Source organism: bacterium (assembly GCA_024226335.1).
Classification (GTDB): domain Bacteria; phylum Myxococcota_A; class UBA9160; order SZUA-336; family SZUA-336; genus JAAELY01.
This window is the reverse complement of the sequence record JAAELY010000083.1, coordinates 25,873-45,864: the sequence shown is the minus strand read 5'-3', so window position 1 is coordinate 45,864 and position 19,992 is coordinate 25,873. Positions and strand designations below refer to the sequence as shown.

Genomic DNA, 19,992 nt, shown 5'->3' with positions numbered 1-19,992 from the left:
CGAGAAGCGGGAGTCGCCGCCTGAGCAAGAAGCGTGATCCGATCGCAGATCCGTAGATCTGCAGAGGGTCGCGCGACGCAGCGCAGGCGGATGCATCGCGCTTCGCAGCCGCAGCCTCCCTGTGCAGAGGTTCCCTAGCCCTGACGGCGGTGAGCGTCTCAGGCGGCGCGGTGGTCGGTATCCGCCCTCACCGGCGCAGCCTCGGCAGCGGCGCTATCGGACGGCACCGCGGCGGAATTTCGCCGGATCAGAGCGCTGCTCCCCAACAGCACCAGCAACACGAGGGGCGGGACGAGAGCCTCGTTCTCGCCGTGATTCGCGTGGACGTAGACGGCCCCGCACATGAGCACCATCAGGCAACACGCGGCCAGCGACGAAAGCCTGGGAATCAACAATCCCAAAGCCCCCAACAGTTCGGCCGCACCGATCGCCGTCATGGCCCAGAGGGGGTACTGCCAGCGCTCGAAGTCAGCCAGCAGATCCGAAGCGGCCTCCGCACCGAGCAGACCGGTCTTCGCGCCCCCGGCGATTGCAAACGCAAAAGCGAGAAGGGCACAGAGGAACCAGCCGGCGAGATTCTGAACCGAACTGAGTCGCGACACACCAGCCATTCGCTGTCTCCTTCGATTTCACGGGATAGGATCTCACGCGTTGTTCGGCTTTTCAATGCCGTCTTGCTAGTTCGGCAGGCGGACTGCGGATCGCGCTCGCGAGAGATTCACCTTCTTTAGCGTTCTTCCAGGCGTTGCAAGATGAAGTCGAGCAGAGCACTGGCTTCGTTGACGTGCACCGACTCCTCCAGAGTCACCAGGCGAGGCGGCGCCCAGCTGACGGGAATCTTGACCGCGTCCTTTTCCGTCGTCACCCAGAGCAGAGTCTCGGACAGGCCCGCGAGATCGGAGCGCCGGTAGCGATGATGATCGGGAAATACGCAGCGTTCGAGCACGCGAGCACCGAGTCGTTCCAGACTCGCTGCGAGACGGTCGGGCCGCGCGATCGCGGCGAGCATGCCAACCGATTTCCCTTGCAACTGATCCGTCGATTCTCGGTCTCCGCTCGCGACCCAGCGAATATGGCTGGGTTCGATGGCAACTCGAAACTGCGGCGCCCGGGCCGGTAGCGATGGCACGCTCGGGAGTTCCTGATCTTCGGACACGCGTGTCCAGAGGATCGCGTCGGCGTGGGAAAGCGCTCCGGGGGGTTCCCTCAGTGGACCTCGGGGCAGAACGTGACCGTTGCCAAGCCCCAGGTTGGCGTCGATACAGACCAGCTCGATGTCGCGCTTCAATCGGTGATGCTGAAAGCCGTCGTCGAGGATCAACACCTCGGCGCTGAGCGCCGAGGCCGCGCGCAAACCGAGAGCTATGCGATTGCGTCCGGCGAGCACAGGTACTCCGCGCAGCCGCCCGGCCAACATGACGGGTTCGTCCCCTACGTCGGCGGGGGAGAGCAACACGTGCTCGCCATCTGAAACCACGTTGACTCGTGCGCCGAGACGTCCTCCGACTCCGCGACTCAATACGGCGACCTTGCGGCCGCGGGCGTGCAGTTGCGCGGCGAGCCAACCGACAACTGGCGATTTTCCCGAACCGCCGACACTCAGATTGCCGACCGAGATTACGCAGGGATCGAGCCGGACGGACTTCCACAAACCCCATGCGTACAGCTTGCGGTGCATAACGGCCCCGAGTCGATAGACGCCCTCGAGAAGCAGGAGCGGCGAGAGCGCGGCCTTTCGCGGCGCAGATTCGTCGATCTTCCAGAGGTAATCAGGCACCGTCGGTCTCGGAACCGAGCACGATCTGCAGACAGCGCTCACTGGCGCCGCGATGCGCATCCAAGACCGGACCCGCTGTTTTCGCGAACGCGTGCCGCTCGGGATCCAACCACAATCGCTCCAGCGTTTCGGCCAGTTCGCGCGCGTTCTCGATCGGATTCAAGACCCCCAGCGGGTCGAGGAGAGTTCGTTGGGCGCGTTGATTGCCCGTGTGCGGTCCATGTACAACGACGCGGCCGGCGCGCACGGGTTCCACCAGGTTATGGCCACCGATGCGCGCGAGCGTACCTCCGACGAAAACCAGATCTGCCAGACCGTAGATGGCGCCGAGTTCACCCACGGTGTCGACGACCACGACATCGGCTCGGCCTGCGCCAGCCGAACGCATTTCGGCCTCCGCGCCGTAGCGTTTCGCGGTCTTGAGGACTTCGGGAACGCGTTCGGGATGGCGCGGAACGAGGACCAGACGCATCCCGGGAGCCGCGCGTTCTCGCAATGACTGCCACGCGGACAGCAGGGCCTCCTCTTCGCCCGGATGCGTGCTACCGGCGACGAGTAGCGGTCCCTCGCCCAGCGCGTTGCGCAGTTCTTCGGACGCGGGGGGCGGTGTATCGCGATCGAGCTTCAAGTCCCCGACCACGCGGGTCGTTTCCGGGTTCGCCCCCAGTGCGAGCAGGCGGTCGCGGTCTTCCTCGCTACGGGCTCCGATCCGGGCAATTCGCGCAAGGGCCGGTGCGAACAACCAGCGCATCCGCCGGTAGCGAGGCAGGCTTCGATCGGAGATGCGACCACTCACCATGACCACACGACCGCCCGCAGCGCGGGTTGCGTGAATCAGATTCGGCCAGATCTCGGTCTCGACGAGCACCAGGATCTTGACCCGAACCCGCCGAACCGAAACCTGCACCAGGCCGGGAAAGTCCAGGGGCGCCAGGCGCACGGCGAGTCCGGGAAATAGCGCGCGCATTCGATCGCGCCCGGTCGTCGTGGACGTCGTTGCAACCATCGCCACGCGGCGCTCGAGTAGTGCGGCCACCAGCGGTGCCGCCGCTTCGACTTCACCCACACTCGCCGCATGCAACCAGATGTTCTGCCCCGGCGCGCCGGGCAATGGGTAGAGCCTTTCGAGGAACCCGTGCCGAAGACGCTTCGAGAAAAGCGAAGCGATGAGCGCCAATGGCAACCCGAGTACGAGCACCGGCAGGAGCAGAATATTGTAAACGACGATCACGGTCGCCTCACCCGCGCCCCGCCACCTCGAGTGCGAGGTCTGCCGCCCGATCGGCGGCCCCGCGCTCTCCCAGTTGTGCGGAAACCTTGGCCAACTCCAACTGCATCTGCTGGCGGGTATCCTCGTCGCGCAGCAGTTTCAACACGAGCGGAACCAATGCTGCAGGCCGCGATTGCCACTGAATGCGCTCGGGAACGACTCCGGAACCGGCGAGCAGATTGACCATGCAACTGGAAGGGACCCGCGCCAGCCGGCGTGCTAGTTCGAAACTGAGCGGATTCACGCGATGTGTGACAACCATCGGTGTACCGAGCAACGCGGCTTCGACAGTCACCGTACCGGGCGCGGCGATCACGCAGGTCGACAACGCAATCATCTCGTGTGAATGACCTTCAACGGGCTTCACGTAATCCGGAAGATCGAGACTCTTCGAGTCGATGGTGGGTGCGACGATCAGGCGGATCTGCACCCGTGGCTCGGCCTCGTGGACGATCCGTGAAGTCTCGAGAAAACACGGCAGATTCTCGGCAAACTCGTTGCGGCGGCTGCCTGGCAAAAGGCCGAGAACAGGCCGCACCAGATCGAGCTCGAGTTCTCGCGCAACGACTTCGGGGCGCAATGACTTGCGCACGTCAGCCATGCGATCGACGAGCGGATGGCCCACGAAACTCGCATTGACGCCGGCCCTGCGCAAAAAGCCCTCTTCAAACGGAAAGATCACCCCGACGCGATCGGTCGAGCGCTGCAACTGCCGGACCCGTCCGGAGCGCCACGCCCAGACCTGTGGTGCGATGTAGTACAGAACAGGAATACCGGCGCGCTTCGCAATCGGCGCCAGCCGCAGATTCAGGTCGGGTGAATCGACCAGGACCACCAGATCGGGGCGGTCCGTGCGCAGGCTGCGACGCAGCGAAAGGAAGGCACGCAAGATCGCGGGAACACTGCTGGCGATTTCGAGCAGCCCGGCAACCGCGAGTTCGGATTGCTCCACGACCGGCGTCATACCGGCTGCGCGTAGCGCATCCCCACCGAGCCCCGTGACCTCCAGGTCGGGAACCCGCTCGCGCAGCGCAGCGACCAGCGCAGCACCGTGCAGATCTCCAGAGGCATCGGCCGTCGAAAGGAAGAGCTTCACGTCAGTTCCTCGAGAGGCGGAATGCTGTCTTCGATGCGCAGCGCGAGAGCGAGTGCGCGGTAACCGTCTTCACCCGTGACATCGGGCTCCCCGCGCTCGCTCACGGCCTTTGCGAAGGCGCGATTCTGCAGGAGCAGAGCATCTCCGGAGTCGAGTTCGAGCGTTTCGACATTGATCTTGGGCTGCTCCTCACCACCGGGCAGCCCTTCCCTGCGCACGATCGTGATCTTGCTCGTGCCAAAATCGATCGATACGTAGGCGTCAGACTGGAAGAGTCGCAGCTTGCGAATCTTCTCCTGCGAAACCCGACTTGCAGTCAAATTGAGGATGCAGCCGTTGGCATAACGGACGCGCGCGTTCGCAATATCGACGGTCGTCGAGAGTACCGGCACCCCCACAGCCTCGACGCGCTCGACCTCGGCACCGGCTAACGTGCCGACGATATCGAGATCGTGGATCATCAGATCGAGCACGACGCTCACATCTGTGGCTCGCGCCGGATACGGGCCAAGGCGGTGAACCTCGATGAAGCGCGGCCGATGCAGAACGGGCAGGATCGCGCGAAAGGCGCGTGAGAATCGCTCGATATGCCCCACCTGCAGAATGCGCTGGCGCTGTCCGGCCAGTTCGATCAACTGTCGCGCCTCGTCCAGCGTGGTCGCGATCGGCTTTTCTACCAGAACGTCGAGTCCGCCCTCGAGCAGAGTCCCCGCGACAGAAAAGTGCTCGGTGGTCGGCACCGCAATACACGCCGCATCGGCCGCCGCGATCACCGCGTCGAGGTTGTCGAGCGCGCGGGAGCCGATCTTCGCGGCAACCTCGGCCGCCTGCGCTGAGTTCGCATCGCATACCCCCACGAACTCGACGACTCCTTCGTCTTGTAGTTGCGCGAGTTTCTGCGCGTGAAAAGATCCCATGTGCCCCGAACCCACGACTGCGATTCGGGGCGTGCTCACGAAGCGTCGATCCGCATTCCGATCACGGTGACCTGGGCGGCATCGGCGAGATCCAGTGTCTTTTCGCGCTCGAGCACGAGTGTGCGCCGCGCCTCGAGACCGATCGCCGCCAACGAGCACTCCTGCGCGAGTTCGATGGTCGCCGGACCGATCACGGGCACGTCGAAACGCATGTCCTGGCCGGGCTTGGAAGCCTTTGCGAGTACGGCCCCCTTGCCGAAAGAGGAACCGCGTCGGACCATCGCGTCGGTTCCTTCGATGGCTTCCACCGCGAGCACCGCGCGATCCTTGACCAGCGCGGCTTGCCCCACATCGAGGGGCCCCAGGCTGCGAATGACGCTCATGCCCAGTTGGAGGTCTTCGAGTACTTCGGGCGAAGGTTCGGGTCCCGCCAGGCGACCTTCTGCCGTCATGCGCTCGCCCAGATAACGCGCCGAGTCGACCACCTGCAGGCCGTCCCTTTCAAACTCCCCGGCCAGTGCGCGAAGAATCGCATCGTCGCCGCGTTCGGCCAGTTTCGAAAGCAGGCCCAGAGCGCGCTCGTCGGGCTTGAGAAGGCTGGGGTTTTGCAAGATGCGTCGCTTCGAAACGGCGCCCGCCAGGATCACCTCCCGGACTCCCGAGGTCTTGAAGAAGTCGATCAGCGCACCGAGTTGACCGGCGTTGAACCAGGAAATCGGCCCCGGGATGAGCCGTTCGATTTCGGGATCGGTGTTGTTCTCGATAGCCGCGATCGCGACCTCCATCGCCTGATCGCGAGCCGCTCGGGCAACCTCGAAGGGCAGAGGGCCACTGCCGGCGATGAGTCCTAGGACAGCCACGAATCCGGTGACCTACCGCCTGCGCGCGAAGCCGCGCTCCGACTTTTCCAGGAAAGCGACCATGCGCTCGGCCTCCTGTGAATCCGGAAGATCCTCGCGGACCTTGGCAAAGGCTTCGTGGGCGCGCAGCCCGGAGCGAAAGATCACTCGAAAAGCCGTTTCGGCCCCTTCGATCTGCTCTTTGCTCATGCCACGGCGTTCCATATTGATGCGATTGATCTTGAAGACCCGCGCCGGGTAGCCCTGCACGATCAGAAAAGGTGCGGCGTCGTTCATCAAACCCGACATACCGGCAACCATGGCCGACTCGCCTACCCGCACGAACTGCTGTACGCCCGAAGCACCGGCCAGGTAGGCGTAGTCGCCGACACTGACATGTCCGGCCAGAAGCACGTTATTTGCCATGATCGTGTGACTGCCTACCTGACAGTCGTGCGCTACATGCACGCCCACCATAAGCAGGTTGTCGTCTCCGATCGTCGTCAAGCCACCGGCCTGCTCGATCCCGGCGTGAATCGTCACGTGTTCGCGAATCGTGTTGCGAGCGCCGATCACGACGCGCGTGTCGCCGCCCGCATATTTCAAGTCCTGAGGAATCTCACCGACGCTGGCAAAGGGGAAAATCTGGGTTTCGGCGCCGACCTCGGTGCGCCCGGTGACCACTGCGTGAGAGTGCACCACGACGCCTTCGGCAAGCCGCACCTTCGGACCGATGACCGAAAAAGGACCGACTTCTGCGGCGGGATCGATTTCGGCCTTCGGATCGACGACGGCGGTGGGATGGATACTCATGAGAGCGCCGACCATTCGACGAACGCGGCCATGATGACGGCCTCGGCCACCGGTTCCCCGTCCACGCGCGCGACGCCTTCGACCTTGAGGAGACGACCCCGGGAATTGACGACGTTGGCGTGCAGACGGAGCACGTCCCCGGGTTGGACCGGTTTCCGGAAGCGCGCCTTGTCGATTCCGGCGAGCGCGGTTGCCAGACCCCGGTTCTCGGGCGAATGAGTGATCGCCCAGACTCCTGCAGTCTGTGCCAGAGCTTCGAGAATCAGCACACCGGGCATGATCGGATGATCCGGGAAATGCCCCTGAAAGAAGGGCTCATTCGCCGTGATCAGCTTTTCGGCAATCACATCCTTGTCGCCAATCTCGACCACGCGATCGATCATCAGCATCGGGTAGCGATGCGGGAGCAGTTCCCGGATTTCTTTGGCCGTAAGGACTGTCTTCGACATGCCGCTCAGCTCTTGCCTCCATTTCCAGAATGGCAAACCCGATCACCGGATCCTCAAACGCCATTCAGCGGAAAAAACGGACCTGGCTGTCGACGGACCGGGCTCAGCCCCCGTTGAGTTGCTTGATCACCAGGTCGGTGATGTCGAGTGCGTCGGGAAAGTATAGGACGCCGGGACTGGATCGATCGAGGATCAGGTCAAATTTGTTCTTCTTGCCGATCGAACGGACCGATTCCTCCAACTGCTTGATCAGGGGAGCCATGTACTTCCGCTCCTGGATCGAGAGTTCGTCCTGCGCCGCCTGTACGCTGCGCTCGAGGTCCCGCGTGCAGCGCTGAAACTCGATCCCCCGCTCCTGCAGGACTTCCTTGGACAGCACGAACTTCTGGGCTTCGAGTTCTTCCTGCATGCGCTTGCACTCTTCGCGCAACGGGTTGACCTCGTCCATTTTCGCCTTCTGAAGGCCCGTCAGGGTCTTCTCAGCTTCCTTGCCTGCCGTCGAACTCATCACGGCCCGCTGCTGATCTACGAAACCGATCTTCACCTCGGCGGCTGCGTCCGAAACCGGCGCAAGCAGACCCAGGAAAGTCCCCAGGAGGACCCAGGTTCGGAAATTGAGAATTCTCATGCGATCTCCTTTGCTCAGAACTGTGATCCGCCCAGCGAAAACTCGAAGACAGATGACTTTTCATCCTCGAGGCGGTCGAGGGGTACCCCCAACACAACCATGATGGGCCCAAAGGGGCTGAACCACTGCACTCCAGCCCCCGTACCAAAGCGCAAATCTGCCGGATTGATGGACTCGTTTTCCGAAAACGCATTGCCCATGTCCATGAACAGGATTCCGGTCAGACCGAGATCCTCAGAGATCGGAAACTGGAGCTCGAGATTCAAGAGAAACATCTTGTTTCCGCCGATGACATCCGTCAAATCGAGGTCGGCAAAATCGTCGACGTCGGTCTCGTCGGCATCGTTGCAACCCTTGGCACTGATGCAGGTGGGGGTCTTACTGGTCTTGTCGTTATAGCCCGACGGGATGTAGAGACGTTCGTCGGGATCGGGCGGAAAACCGATCTGGTCGAGGATCGTACGTCGCGGTCCGAGCGAACGCTGCTTGAAACCGCGCACCTGAAATGATCCGAGACCGCCCAGGAAATAGCGCTCTGTCAATGGTAGTTTGAGATCCCGATCGATCGTCTCCAGAGGCCGGTGCACACCAGAAGAACCGGCGAGCCAGGTCTGGCAGTCGTTGGGGCCGGTGCCGGTGCATTGAGGCAGGTCGAAATCACTGAGGTCGTTGAGCGGGATCGCCCAGCCGATGCGACTGTTGATGATGAAGGTGGAGTCGGAGAACAGCCTGTTCCGCAACGGCAGGAACCAGGTCGTGCGCGCTTCCAGGCGCAGGAACTGATTCAGGCCTCCAATACCCGCGTATTCCATCGCCACGGCCGACACCTGTCCGTCCTTGGGAAAGCGGATATCGTCGCGCGTGTCGCGGCGAAGCGAGAACGTGATCATCGACGTCGTCGAGTCACCCTGGAATTCCTCGCGTTGCAAGAGGGACGACGCCTGGAACTGATCGACGCCCTCGACCTCGCGTCCGGTAAACGAGTAGCCGCTTCCGAACACGGTCTGGCTCTCGTCGAGTGGATAGCTGGTATTGAAGTTCAGGCCCCGGATCTGCTCGCGAAAGTCGAGGAACTCGCGCTCGGTCTGCGAGAGCGTGCCGGAAAACGAGGCGGCCGTCCCAAAGATATAGGGCTCGACGAAGCGCAAGAAAAAGCGAGAGTTATTCGATCCGAGATCGGCATTGGTCGTCAATGCGCGTCCGGTCCCGAATAGATTGTCCTGGCGAATCGCCGCATTCAGGACGAAGCCGTCGGTCGAACCCACACCAGCGCCGAAGCTGAAGCTGCCGGTCGGGCGTTCGACCACTTCGACGCCGAGGGCCACCCGGTTCGGTTTGGCGAGACGTTTGGCCTCAATCCCCACTTCTTCGAAGAATCCCAGACGACGAACTCGTGCCCTGCTGCGCTTGACTGCGGCGGCGGAAAAGAGCTCGCCTTCTGCAATCGACATTTCGCGACGAACCACGGGATCGCGCGTACGGGTGTTGCCGTGCACTTCGATACGATCGACGAAGTACAGATCCTTCTTCTCGACCTCGAACGCGCAATCGACCTTGAGTGCCTCATCGTCGACCCGGGTACGAGGAAGGACGTCCGCATCGAAGAAACCCCGGTCCGCGTAGAAACCCTTTACGCGTTCGACATCGTCCGACAGAACGCCGCGACTGAAAATACTGCCCGGAGTCAACCCGACCATGCCCAGGAGTTGCTCCCGATCCATGCTCTCGTCGCCGATCACGTCGACCTGGCCGACAGAAAACTGTGCCCCCTCACTGATGTCCACGATAACGTCGATCCCGTCTTCCGTGATCGACACCTCGGGCTCGCCAACCTTCACGCGAATGAAGCCTTCGTCCATGTAGAGGCGGTTTATGCTATCGAGGTCCTGGTAGAAGATTGGCTCCGCGTACAGTCCGGAATTGTCCCAGTACTGCGTCATATACGAGGTCCAACGCCAGGGTTTGGTCTGAATGACATTCGCCAGATCGTCGGGGTCCAGTTTCTCGGCGCCCCGGAAAACCACGTTGCGCAACCAGAGCTTCTCGCCTTCGACGATCGAGAAGTTGATTCCAGCCGCGCCGTCGGCGAGCGGTTCGATTTCGTGGCTGACCTCGGCCAGGTAGTAGCCCTTCGCCTGATACAGGGCCTTGACGCGTTCCTGGTTCTCGACGATCAAGGGCCGGTCGACGGTCGAACCCACGGTCAGGGTCAGTACATCCGTGACCTCCTCTGCGCCCATCGACGAGTTGCCGGTGACCGTCACCCGGCGAATGACGGGATTCTCTTCGACGACGAAGCTGATGATCTGTCCACCCGGCGCGTCCTTGCTCACAACGGTGACGTTCCGGAAGAAACCCAGCTTGTAGATCTCGCGAACGTCGGCCGCGATCACCGAGCGACTCAGAACGGTATCTGGACGAGTCCCCAGAACGGCGAGAATCGCGTCCGCTTCGATGCGCCGATTGCCCTGGATCTCGACGCCTACGACGGGGATTCCAGGCGCAGTGGCAGGATTATTCCCCGCCAGGTCGGGAAACTGGGCGCCAGCCGTCGTGGGCCCGAAGAGTGCCCCCCCTAGAAAAAGGGCGACCAGCGGTGCGAGCCGGGCGGCCCGCCCTGGGCGGTTTCGCTTGATCACAGCGGGCCCTCCTTCACGGCCGCGAGAATTCCGGGAGTTTCCGGACAGTTGGAGCAATCGCATGGAGGGGCCGGGAGTGTACGAACCCGATGCCGGGGCGGCAATCCACCTCCGGACCCACATCCACCAGACCTCCGGCCAGGAAGCGGCCGGTAGCGGAAAAGCCGGGAGACTGTACAGCGGGGTACTGCCGTGCACTCACTACGACTCCAGGCGTCCCTCCACCAGGTAGCACTTCTTGTCCAGCCGATTCGCGAGTTTCTCGTTGTGGGTTACGAGCACCAGTGCCGTCCCTACCTGAGCGTTCAGACGCAGGAAACCGTCGACGACTTCATCCGCCGTACCTGCATCCAGATTGCCGGTCGGCTCGTCGGCCAGCACGACCGGCGGCGCCATCACGAGCGCGCGAGCGATCGCGACCCGCTGGCGTTCGCCACCGGAGAGCTTCCCAGGACTGTGCTTGCGCCGATCTGCGAGCCCCACGGAATCGAGCAACTCCTCTGCGCGTGCGCGGGCCTTCTTGCGCGGCCAGCCTGCGAGCAGGCACGGCATCATGACGTTCTCGAGCGCATCGAACTCGGGGAGCAGATGGTGGAACTGAAACACGAAACCGAGGCACTCGTTGCGAAAGCGCGCCAGTTCCGGCGAATCCATCGAGTAGATATCGCGCTCGTCGTAGAGCACTCGGCCTTCGGTTGGACGTTCCAGGCCACCCAGGATGTGCAGTAGCGTCGACTTTCCGGCACCGGACACACCGAGAATCGCAACCGACTCTCCGGCTCCAACGGCGAAGTTCACCTTGCCCAGGATCTCGAGTGTCTCCGCGCCCAGCGAAAAACGTTTGATCACGTTCTCGGCGCGCAGCTCACTCATATCGCAGCGCCTCGGCGGGATCGAGCTTGGCGGCTTGCCACGATGGGAACAGTGTCGCGCCTGTAGAAAGCACCATGGCAATCAAGGCGATGTAGGCGAGTTGCTCCCCCTGGATCAGGTAGGGCAACGATTGAAGCTGATACACATTTGCCGGCAGAACGTCGACGCCGATCAAGCGTTCCACTCCGTACTGGATCGCGTCGAGATTGAACGTGATCACAAGACCCATGCCCAGCCCCACGGCCAACCCGGCGATTCCGATCAAAAAGCCCTGGATCGCGAAGACCCGCAGTATGCCGTCATCCGGGCAACCCATCGTCTTGAGGATCGCGATATCGCGGGACTTCTCCATGATCATCATCATCAACGTGGCGATGATGATGAAACCGGCCACCACCATGATGAAACTGAGAAGCACGAACATCATCACGCGCTCGTGTTTGAGTGCTTGAAAGAAGCCCGGATAGAAAGTCTTCCAGTCTCGCGCGACGAACAGCTGGCCCAGTAACGCTTCAGAGGCCCGGGCGACTTCGAGTGAGCGATACGCATCATCCGTGCGCACCTCTATTCCACTCACCACGTTCTCCAGGCGCATGAAATCCTGCACCGCGGCCAGGCTCGAGTAGACATAGCTTTCGTCGAACTGGAAGAAATTCGAACGGAACACACCAGCAATCCTGAAGCGCTCCAGTCGGGGGGCCGGACCCAGCGGCGTGGGTTTGCCGCCGAGTGGAGAGATCAGCACGAGCGGATCGCCGATGCGCAGAAAGAAACGGTCTGCGAGTTCGCCGCCGATGATCACACCGTGCAGAGCGTCGAGACCTTCGGCTCCAGGTACGGGCGCCATGTCGTCGAGCGAACCGAGGCGCATATCCTGTACGAGCTGAGTGACGTCGGCGACAGTGGATGGATCGATCCCTTTCAGGTAGACCGCCTGGATCTGGCCGGAGTCCCCGCGCAGTATCGCCTCGGTTGCGACGTAGGGTGTCGCACCGAGTACGCCCGGCAGTTTCACGACTTCGTCGCGGATCGGGCCGTAGTCGGCAAACTCGCCGAGTCGCGACATGACGGAGAAGTGCGCTCGCGCGCCGATGATCTTCGATTCCCACATATGCGAGAACCCGTTCATCACCGAGAGTACGACCGTGATCACCGCCACACCGAGTGCCACCCCGACTACACAGATCACGCTGATGACGGAAATGAATGCCTGGCGGCGTCGGGCGACCAGGTAGCGCAGCGAAAGGAACCATTCGACCGGGCGCTCGCGCCAGTGCGTGACCATTCCGGCGACGATCAACGGCCACAGCCCGATTGCGACTACGGCCAGGAGCGCCTGGATAGCGGCGGCGGCCTGGAAACCGATTTCGCCCGCGTCGGCGGAAAACAGGGAAACGGCAAACGCGCCCGCACCTATCAGCAACAGGACGCCGAAAGTAATCAAGACGAAGCGATGGGCCCGCCTCCAGCACACCAACCCGTAGAAAACCGTCACCCAGAACGCCTGGATTGTCGGGAGCGCCCAGACGGGCTCGAGACCCGCAGCCAGCGACACGACCCACACCAGCACAACGGCGAGCAGGCCCGCACACAGCGCGACGATCGGTCGGTGCGCAAAGCCCAGGAACTGCCCGAAGACCAGAGCCGCCGAAGCGGAAAAGAAAACGAACATCAGCCCGAACGCGAGCGCGATGAGCGCGACGAGGCTCGCGGAGACCAGGCCGAGCCCAGCCGACAGGACTTCAATCATTGCGTGGCCGGAGGTGCGGGAAGAGCTTGACCTCTCGCAGATGGGCGGCCCCCGTAAGAATCATCACGAGCCGACCGATGCCCAGCCCCATACCTCCGGTAGGCGGCATGCCGTGCTCCATGGCGAGCAGGAAGTCTTCATCGAACGGTTGTGCGTCCTGATCGCCCTGTGCACGCGCGAGTTGCTGTGCTTCGAAACGCACGCGTTGCACATCGGGATCGTTTAGTTCGGAAAAAGCATTGGCGAGCTCCATGCCACCCGCAAACGCTTCGAAACGCTCGACGGTCTGTGTCGAATCTTCCGAACCTTTTGCGAGTGGTGACAGTTCCACCGGGTAGTCGATAACGAAAGTCGGCGACTGCAAGCCGGGCTCGACGGTTTCGGAAAAGATTTCGTCGACCAGCGCGCCCCAGCTCTTGGACTTGTCGGGCTCCACGCCACCCGCCGAGCTTTGCTTGACGGCCGCGCGCAAGCTCTCGAGATCGGTGGCCTGCTCGATGTCGATACCCGACGCTTCGCGGATCAATTGCGCCATTGGGAGACGCGGCCAGGGTGGCGCGAGATCAATCTCGACGCCATTGCGCTCGAGCCGCGTCGTTCCCAGGACCCGCTCCGCCAACTGCGACACGAGCGACTCCAGCAGATCCATCATGTCGCCGTAGTCCGCGTACGCCTGATAGACCTCGAGCATGGAGAACTCCGGATTGTGCTTCTTGGAAATGCCTTCGTTGCGGAAGTCGCGCCCGATCTCGTAGACGCGATCGATGCCTCCGATAATCAAGCGCTTCAGATACAACTCAAAAGAAATGCGCAGATAGAGTTCCTGATCGTAGATATTGTGGCGCGTGGTGAACGGACGGGCGTGGGCGCCGCCGTAGATCGGCTGAAGGATCGGTGTTTCGACCTCGAGGAATCCGCGCTCGTCCAAAAGTTGTCGCAATACGGATACGGCACGGGCTCGAACGAGTGCGAGGTTGCGCGAGTCGGGATTGGCGATCAGGTCGAGGTAGCGCTGGCGGTAACGTGCCTCGACGTCCTGAAGTCCGTGAAACTTCTCGGGCAAGGGACGGTAACTCTTGGCCAGGAAACCAAACTCCACGGCTTCGATCGTGAGCGCGCCGGTCTTTGTGCGAATCAATCGACCCCTGCCCCACATGAAGTCGCCGATCTCGTAGAGCTTGAACTCGTCGTAGCGCTGTTCTTCGACCAGATCGCGCTTCATCCAGATCTGGATGCGCTCCCCGTCGGCTTGCACCGTGACAAAGGCCGCCTTTCCGAACGAGCGCAAGCCGACAATCCGACCCGCGACGCAGAACTTCAGCTCCTCACTTTCAAATTCTTCGGCCGAGGTCTCACCGTATCGCTCAACCAGTTTCGGGACGTTTTCGAGGTCGCGCGGAACGCGTGCGGGAAAGAGATTCACTCCGCGCTCGGTCAGTTTTTCGGCGCGCGTGCGGCGCGCGGCGAGGATTTCGGCTTCGGTCGCCAACTCTATGCCTCCGGTGTGCTCAGAAGATACTCGCGAATCAATCGATCGATCGCCCCGTCGAGCACACCCTGAGCGTTGCCGATTTCGAGATTCGTTCGGTGGTCCTTCACGCGTTGCGTCGGATGTAGCGTATACGAGCGGATCTGACTGCCGAAGTCGATCTTCTTCTTCTCTCCGGCGAGCTTTTCCACCTGCGCGTCGTGCTCAATCCGCGCTCTGGCGAACAGACGGGCCTTCAGCACTTTCATCGCGGACGCCTTGTTCTTGTGCTGGCTGCGTTCGTTCTGGCACTGCACGACGATTCCGGACGGCTCGTGGGTGATGCGCACGGCCGAGTCCGTCCGGTTCACGTGCTGCCCACCCGCACCACCCGCGCGATAGGTATCGATGCGCAGATCCTTCTCGTCGATCTCCACTTCTACGTCATCGCCGATATCCGGCACCATCGAGAACGAAGCGAAGCTCGTGTGCCGACGCTTCTGGGCGTCGAAAGGCGAGATCCGCACGAGACGGTGAATGCCGATCTCACTGCGCAGATAGCCGTAGGCGTAGTCGCCCTCGACGATGAGCGTCACACTCTTGATTCCGGCTTCCTCACCGGCTGCGATATCGAGAATCTCTGCCTTGAAACCGCGTTCTTCGCACCAGCGCAGGTACATGCGTAGCAGCATCTCGGCCCAGTCGCAGGATTCGGTCCCCCCGGCACCCGCGTTGATCGAAACGATCGTCGCGCTCGCGTCGTGGGGCCCCGAGAGCATGTGCCGCAGCTCCGCCTCATCGAGGCGCTGCGTCAACTGGACCAGATTGGTTTCGGCCTCGGCAACGGAATCGGCATCGGCCTCTTCCTCAGCCAGTTCGAGTAGCACGTCGGTTTCGGACAGCAACGTTTCAGCGTCGTCGCTAAAGCCGACTTCGCGTTCCAAAGAACGCTTTTCCTTGAGAACCTTCTCGGCGCGCTCCCGGTTGTTCCACAACTCGGGATCCTCAGAGATCTTCTCCAGCTCTTCTATTCGCGCTCGCTTCGTATCGAGGTCAAAGATGCCTCCGAAGCTCAGCGGCGCGCTTGCCGAGAGCCTCGAGTTCTTCGCGGGACTCCCTCGCCTTCGCGACCGGATCCTGACTGTCTGTTTCGTTGGACAAGACCAATCCCCCCCATTCCGATCAAGAACGACCCGCTCAGCCAGACGACCCAGTCGCCAAGCATCGTGTAGAGGGTCGTTTGTTTGCGAGCCAGAGGGACATCCACGGGCAGTGCCCATTGCTCGAAGATCGGTGTGTGTTTGAGAACCACTCCTCCCGGATCGACCACTGCGCTCACACCCGTATTGGCAGCCCGCAACATCGGGATGCCGTGCTCCGCAGAGCGCGTCGCCGCAATCGCCAGGAACTGGTGCGGCGCGCTGCTGCGACCGTACCAGGCATCATTCGTCAAATTGAGAAAAAGGCGAGCGCCGTCTCGAACCGCAGCGCGAACCAGATCGGGATAGATCACTTCATAACAAATGAGTGCCGCCGGAGCATGGTTTTGCTGCAAGGACGGCAGGTTGTTCAACACGCGGGGGCCCGGGCCCGGTGCCAGGTCGGAGGTCCCGGCCAGGCCCGGAGCGAGCCAGGACAGGAAGTTGAGCACCGCGCGCAGCGGAATGTACTCGCCGAAGGGCACCAATTGGGCCTTGTCGTATCGATCGACGATACCGGCCTCTGGTGTCACGGCGAAGACGCTATTGGAGAAGGAGGGGTCGGCTGGAGGATCGGACCAGTTGATCCCCACACCCCCGATCACCAGTACCGCTCCGGTTTCGCGAGCCAGCGCCTGCAACTCCAGTGCGTAGTGCGGCTGGTTTTCGACCAGGATTCCGGCAGCACTCTCCGGCCACAAAATCAGCTCGACGCCTTCGGCGGCGACCATCCGCGAGGTGGCGAGGTGTAGCTTGAAATGATCCTCGGCGAGCTTCGGATCCCATTTCATATTCTGCGCGATGTTCCCTTGCACCAACGCGGCTTTCAGCAGCGGAGCGTCGGCTTCGGGCAGTTGCCAGAGGCGCAGCCCCAGACCGACGAGATGCGCGACACACAGGAGCGCGATCGCGGCGGTCGCACGAGCGCGGGCGAGCAGGCCGGCGAAGAAGGCCAGCAGGAACGACAGCCCCCAGACACCCCCCAGAGATGCCAGTTCCAGGATCGGCCCATCGGCGTGGGGTGCATAGCCGAGAAACGCCCAGGGGAAACCACCGAACACATCGAAGGTCCGAAGGTATTCACTGGCAACCCAGGCGGCCGGAAGAACCACCAGCCCGAAGCGACCGGCGATCGGTTCCAACCACGCACTCAACGCTCCGGCCAATCCGACGTGCAGCCCGACGTACAGGGCCATGATCAGCACCGCCAGGAACCCGACGAGGCCGGGTGCACCGCCGAACCGATAGACGACGATGTACAGCCAGAACACGATGAAGCAATACGCGGCCGCACCGGATAGCGTGCCCCAGCGAAAAGCAGCCCGCGGCGCGAGGCCGTGGATCATCCAGGCGAAAGGCACGAGCGCGAGCCAGCCCGCGACGCCGCCGATATCGAATTGCACATCGCCCATGCGGAACGGGAACGAGAGCCCGAGCAGCACGGCAAAGGCGATCGCCCAGAGCCAACGCGGTAAACCGTGAACCCGGCCGAGGAACGCCTCCCTCATGATGCTCGTGCGATCTCCCATCTCAGGTGCGCCTCGAGTTCGCGCATGCTCCGCGTGTCCGGGCCGTACTCGTGATCCATCCCGACCAGGTGGAGAGTCCCGTGAATCAGCAGATCGCGCAGTTCGAAAGCCAGGGAGCGCCGGTTTTCGCGCGCCTGGCGCTCCGCTGTCGGCAGTGAAATGACCACGTCCCCGAGGCACTCGGCTCGATGCTCGCTGCCGGGCCCTTCGAGCATCGAAAAAGCCAGGACATCGGTCGGTCGCGGCTGGCGGCCGAAGCGGCCGGCGATCTCGGCCATCTCTGCGTCAGCTACGAGGGTGATCGAGAGTTCGGCGTCAAGGAAGCCCAAGGCGCTTAAGGTCGTCGTCGCGCTTCTCACCAGAGCGCTCCGATCGATCTTTCTGCCTTGGCTCGACCCGTTCAACCAGACCCTCATCCGGGACATCTTCCAGCTTTTTCCCTTCGGCGTCCGTGGCGTCTGGGTAGTCGATACGTTCGTGTCGGATCGCGCTCAGCGTTTCGATGAAGCTGCGCGCAATCGCGTGCAAATCGCGCAGCGTCAGACTGCATTCATCCAGCTGACCATCGCGAAAGTAGTTGTTGATGATCCGTTGGACAAGCTGTTGCACCCGAGATGGAGATGTATCGGCCAGAGTTCGCGATGCCGCCTCGACCGAATCCGAGAGCATCAGGATGCCGGATTCGCGCGTCTGCGGGCGCGGACCCGGGTAGCGGTAATCGTGCTCGGCGACCAGATCACCCTTCTCGGGATCGGCCAGCTCCTTTGCCTTCTCGTAGAAGAAGCGGATGATGCTCGTGCCGTGGTGCTCGCGAATACCGCGCATGATGGGTGGCGCGAGTTTGTTCTTCTCGCCCATTTCTGCGCCATCCTTCACGTGTGCCTGGATGATGCGCGCCGACATCGATGGAGACAGACGGTCGTGGCGATTTTCTCCGTGGTGAATCGTGACGTTCTCCACGAAAAAGTGCGGGCGGCGCATCTTGCCGATGTCATGGTAGTACCCGGCCACTTTGACGAGCAGCGCATTCGCACCGATGGCCTCAGCCGCCTTCTCGGCGAGGTGCCCCACCATCATGCTGTGGTGGTAGGTACCGGGTGCGCGCATCTCGAGTTCCCGCAAGAGCGGTTGCTCGCGATTCGCCATCTCGAGCAACTTCACATCGGTGGTATAGAAAAACACGCTCTCGGCTATTGGAGCGAAGCCTGTGACGAGCACGCCGGACAGCAATCCACCGACCATGCCGAGTGCCATCGAGATCAGCAGCGACACGGGATGAATCTGTCCCTCGAGCAGTCCGAGCGCGACGATCACCAGCGCGTTCGCCATGCCGACGCGAACACCTGCCCGCAGTAGCGTGCCACGTTGCTTGACGTGCGCAGCACCCAGAGCCGCAGTCAAAGATCCCGCCAATGTGTAGAACGCGAAGGGCAGTTCCTGTCTCACCTGAAGCCCGGCCAGAAGCGACACCATGATCGCGAACAGAGCCGCGGTCTCGGCGTTGTGAACCATGCGCACCAGCATCGTTGCTGTGGCCACCGGGATGACGAAGTACATGAGTCCGGGGTTTTCCTCGACCAGAGCCGAGAAGTACGGAGTCTGGCCGGCCGCATCGCATAGAAAGAGCCCCAGGCCGATACCGATGGTGTTGAAGACGAGTGCCGAAAGGATGAAGAGCGCGTCCTTGTTCTGGCGCGGGAAGCGCGGCAGGCTGCGCGTGCCGAAACGCCAGACCACCGCCATCGTGATCATGAGCAGGAGAGCCACGCCCACGAATACCTCGGCGCGACTGCTCGCCCGCATCTGCTCGCGGATTCCGTTGAACACGAGCTCGTGGCGCTTGGTGATTTCAACGCCATCGCGCACGATGATCTCGCCTTTGCGCAGCGAAATCGTCGCCTCCTTCACTCCCTCTTCCGCAGCCTGCTTGCGCCCGTTACTCGCGCGCAGGTTGAAATTGAGATTGGCGTGCAAGAGAACGCGGGCGATCGACAACATCGCCTTGCGCGTCTTGCTGTCGACATCCGCCAGATGCCGCGTGGCAGCCTTTTGCACCAGCTCCTGCGCCGACTCGATCGTGAGTACGGCATCCTGCTCCGTCAACCGGCGCTCGTTCCCAGAACCGAGTTCGCGCACCACGACCAGACGCTTCTCGCGCTGTCTCTTGAACTCGACGGGATCGCCGACGATCATGCGCGAAACGACAGGCTGCACGAGCTGAAGGATCAGGCGCTCGTCTTCTGCGCCGAAGCGGTTCGACATCAGATACTCGAAGGATCGGTCTGGCACCACGATCTCTTCGCCGAGCGCCTCGCGAAACGCGACACCCGGCTCGGCCGCCTGGGCCGACTCCTCCTCGGCTTCCGCGACCAGGCTTGCGCGCCCGGCATTGAATGCCTCGCCAAGCCGGCTTTCGAGCGATTGACGGCGACGTTCGTCGAAATCGTAGACGACCGGTGCGCCCTCGGTCGCCTCGCGGCGCAATTCCGCTGTGGCCTCCTGATCGACGATCGTGATCTCGGCGGGTGCCTTGTAGTCGCGATCCGAAATATCGCCGAGCTGGGGCTGGCGGCCACCAAAACCGACCGCCGAGACGGGCAGTAGATCCAGAGTGAGCAGCGCGGACAGCAGAAGGCTCGCACCCAGAGCCGCACTGATCAGAGCACGTCGCTTCCACAAACTGCGGCCGCGACGCCGTGCCGACCCGGGAAATCCGGTCCTCTTTTCGTTTTTGGCCACGTTTCG

General features: G+C 62.2%; 17 protein-coding genes. All 17 read right to left on the bottom strand.

Annotation, left to right across the window (positions count from 1 at the left end; all coding sequences use genetic code 11):
- Positions 1 to 158: 158 nt before the first annotated feature.
- The 17 genes from GY725_03860 to GY725_03780 all read right to left on the bottom strand — a co-directional run bounded on the left by GY725_03860 (position 159) and on the right by GY725_03780 (position 19,986).
- Positions 159 to 611 (bottom strand): DoxX family protein, encoded by a 453-nt coding sequence (locus tag GY725_03860; protein ID MCP4003310.1) that lies wholly within the window; start codon positions 609 to 611, stop codon positions 159 to 161.
- 116 nt (positions 612 to 727) lie between these two features.
- Positions 728 to 1,777: a tetraacyldisaccharide 4'-kinase gene (lpxK, locus tag GY725_03855; protein MCP4003309.1), complete on the bottom strand. Its 1,050-nt coding sequence runs from the start codon at positions 1,775 to 1,777 to the stop codon at positions 728 to 730.
- Positions 1,770 to 3,008 (bottom strand): 3-deoxy-D-manno-octulosonic acid transferase, encoded by a 1,239-nt coding sequence (locus GY725_03850; GenBank protein ID MCP4003308.1) that lies wholly within the window; start codon positions 3,006 to 3,008, stop codon positions 1,770 to 1,772. The genes lpxK and GY725_03850 overlap by 8 nt, the downstream gene beginning before the upstream one ends.
- 7 nt (positions 3,009 to 3,015) lie before the next feature.
- Positions 3,016 to 4,143 (bottom strand): lipid-A-disaccharide synthase, encoded by a 1,128-nt coding sequence (gene lpxB / locus GY725_03845; protein ID MCP4003307.1) that lies wholly within the window; start codon positions 4,141 to 4,143, stop codon positions 3,016 to 3,018.
- Positions 4,140 to 5,099 carry a Gfo/Idh/MocA family oxidoreductase gene (locus GY725_03840; protein MCP4003306.1) on the bottom strand — a complete coding sequence of 320 codons (960 nt, stop codon included), beginning with the start codon at positions 5,097 to 5,099 and terminating at the stop codon, positions 4,140 to 4,142. The genes lpxB and GY725_03840 overlap by 4 nt, the downstream gene beginning before the upstream one ends.
- Positions 5,096 to 5,920, bottom strand: coding sequence for an LpxI family protein (locus GY725_03835; protein ID MCP4003305.1), 825 nt, complete (start codon positions 5,918 to 5,920; stop codon positions 5,096 to 5,098). The genes GY725_03840 and GY725_03835 overlap by 4 nt, the downstream gene beginning before the upstream one ends.
- A gap of 12 nt (positions 5,921 to 5,932) precedes the next feature.
- A complete protein-coding gene (gene lpxA, locus GY725_03830; GenBank protein ID MCP4003304.1) occupies positions 5,933 to 6,712 on the bottom strand; it encodes an acyl-ACP--UDP-N-acetylglucosamine O-acyltransferase in 780 nt (259 codons plus the stop codon).
- Positions 6,709 to 7,161, bottom strand: coding sequence for a 3-hydroxyacyl-ACP dehydratase FabZ (gene fabZ, locus GY725_03825; GenBank protein MCP4003303.1), 453 nt, complete (start codon positions 7,159 to 7,161; stop codon positions 6,709 to 6,711). The genes lpxA and fabZ overlap by 4 nt, the downstream gene beginning before the upstream one ends.
- A gap of 103 nt (positions 7,162 to 7,264) precedes the next feature.
- On the bottom strand, positions 7,265 to 7,789 hold the full coding sequence (locus tag GY725_03820; protein ID MCP4003302.1) for an OmpH family outer membrane protein: 525 nt from the start codon (positions 7,787 to 7,789) through the stop codon (positions 7,265 to 7,267).
- A 14-nt stretch (positions 7,790 to 7,803) separates the two neighbouring features.
- Positions 7,804 to 10,428: an outer membrane protein assembly factor BamA gene (bamA, locus tag GY725_03815; protein MCP4003301.1), complete on the bottom strand. Its 2,625-nt coding sequence runs from the start codon at positions 10,426 to 10,428 to the stop codon at positions 7,804 to 7,806.
- Between the two features lie 201 nt (positions 10,429 to 10,629).
- Complete coding sequence (locus GY725_03810) at positions 10,630 to 11,301, bottom strand: ABC transporter ATP-binding protein (protein ID MCP4003300.1); 672 nt, start codon at positions 11,299 to 11,301, stop codon at positions 10,630 to 10,632.
- Entirely contained in the window at positions 11,294 to 13,051 is a 1,758-nt protein-coding gene (locus GY725_03805) for a lipoprotein-releasing ABC transporter permease subunit (GenBank protein ID MCP4003299.1), read from the bottom strand. The genes GY725_03810 and GY725_03805 overlap by 8 nt, the downstream gene beginning before the upstream one ends.
- Complete coding sequence (gene lysS / locus GY725_03800; GenBank protein MCP4003298.1) at positions 13,044 to 14,540, bottom strand: lysine--tRNA ligase; 1,497 nt, start codon at positions 14,538 to 14,540, stop codon at positions 13,044 to 13,046. The genes GY725_03805 and lysS overlap by 8 nt, the downstream gene beginning before the upstream one ends.
- 2 nt (positions 14,541 to 14,542) lie before the next feature.
- Complete coding sequence (locus GY725_03795; protein ID MCP4003297.1) at positions 14,543 to 15,799, bottom strand: peptide chain release factor 2; 1,257 nt, start codon at positions 15,797 to 15,799, stop codon at positions 14,543 to 14,545.
- Entirely contained in the window at positions 15,592 to 17,226 is a 1,635-nt protein-coding gene (lnt, locus tag GY725_03790; GenBank protein ID MCP4003296.1) for an apolipoprotein N-acyltransferase, read from the bottom strand. The genes GY725_03795 and lnt overlap by 208 nt, the downstream gene beginning before the upstream one ends.
- On the bottom strand, positions 17,223 to 17,576 hold the full coding sequence (ybeY, locus tag GY725_03785) for an rRNA maturation RNase YbeY (GenBank protein MCP4003295.1): 354 nt from the start codon (positions 17,574 to 17,576) through the stop codon (positions 17,223 to 17,225). The genes lnt and ybeY overlap by 4 nt, the downstream gene beginning before the upstream one ends.
- Complete coding sequence (locus tag GY725_03780) at positions 17,563 to 19,986, bottom strand: HDIG domain-containing protein (protein MCP4003294.1); 2,424 nt, start codon at positions 19,984 to 19,986, stop codon at positions 17,563 to 17,565. The genes ybeY and GY725_03780 overlap by 14 nt, the downstream gene beginning before the upstream one ends.
- Positions 19,987 to 19,992: the final 6 nt, after the last annotated feature.

Coding starts and splice junctions, on each gene's coding strand:
- GY725_03860 (MCP4003310.1), bottom strand. CDS start 611: ATGGCTGGTGTGTCGCGACTCAGTTCGGTTCAGAATCTCGCCGGCTGG.
- lpxA (MCP4003304.1), bottom strand. CDS start 6,712: ATGAGTATCCATCCCACCGCCGTCGTCGATCCGAAGGCCGAAATCGAT.
- fabZ (MCP4003303.1), bottom strand. CDS start 7,161: ATGTCGAAGACAGTCCTTACGGCCAAAGAAATCCGGGAACTGCTCCCG.
- GY725_03820 (MCP4003302.1), bottom strand. CDS start 7,789: ATGAGAATTCTCAATTTCCGAACCTGGGTCCTCCTGGGGACTTTCCTG.
- GY725_03810 (MCP4003300.1), bottom strand. CDS start 11,301: ATGAGTGAGCTGCGCGCCGAGAACGTGATCAAACGTTTTTCGCTGGGC.
- GY725_03805 (MCP4003299.1), bottom strand. CDS start 13,051: ATGATTGAAGTCCTGTCGGCTGGGCTCGGCCTGGTCTCCGCGAGCCTC.
- GY725_03795 (MCP4003297.1), bottom strand. CDS start 15,799: ATGGGCACTGCCCGTGGATGTCCCTCTGGCTCGCAAACAAACGACCCT.
- lnt (MCP4003296.1), bottom strand. CDS start 17,226: ATGAGGGAGGCGTTCCTCGGCCGGGTTCACGGTTTACCGCGTTGGCTC.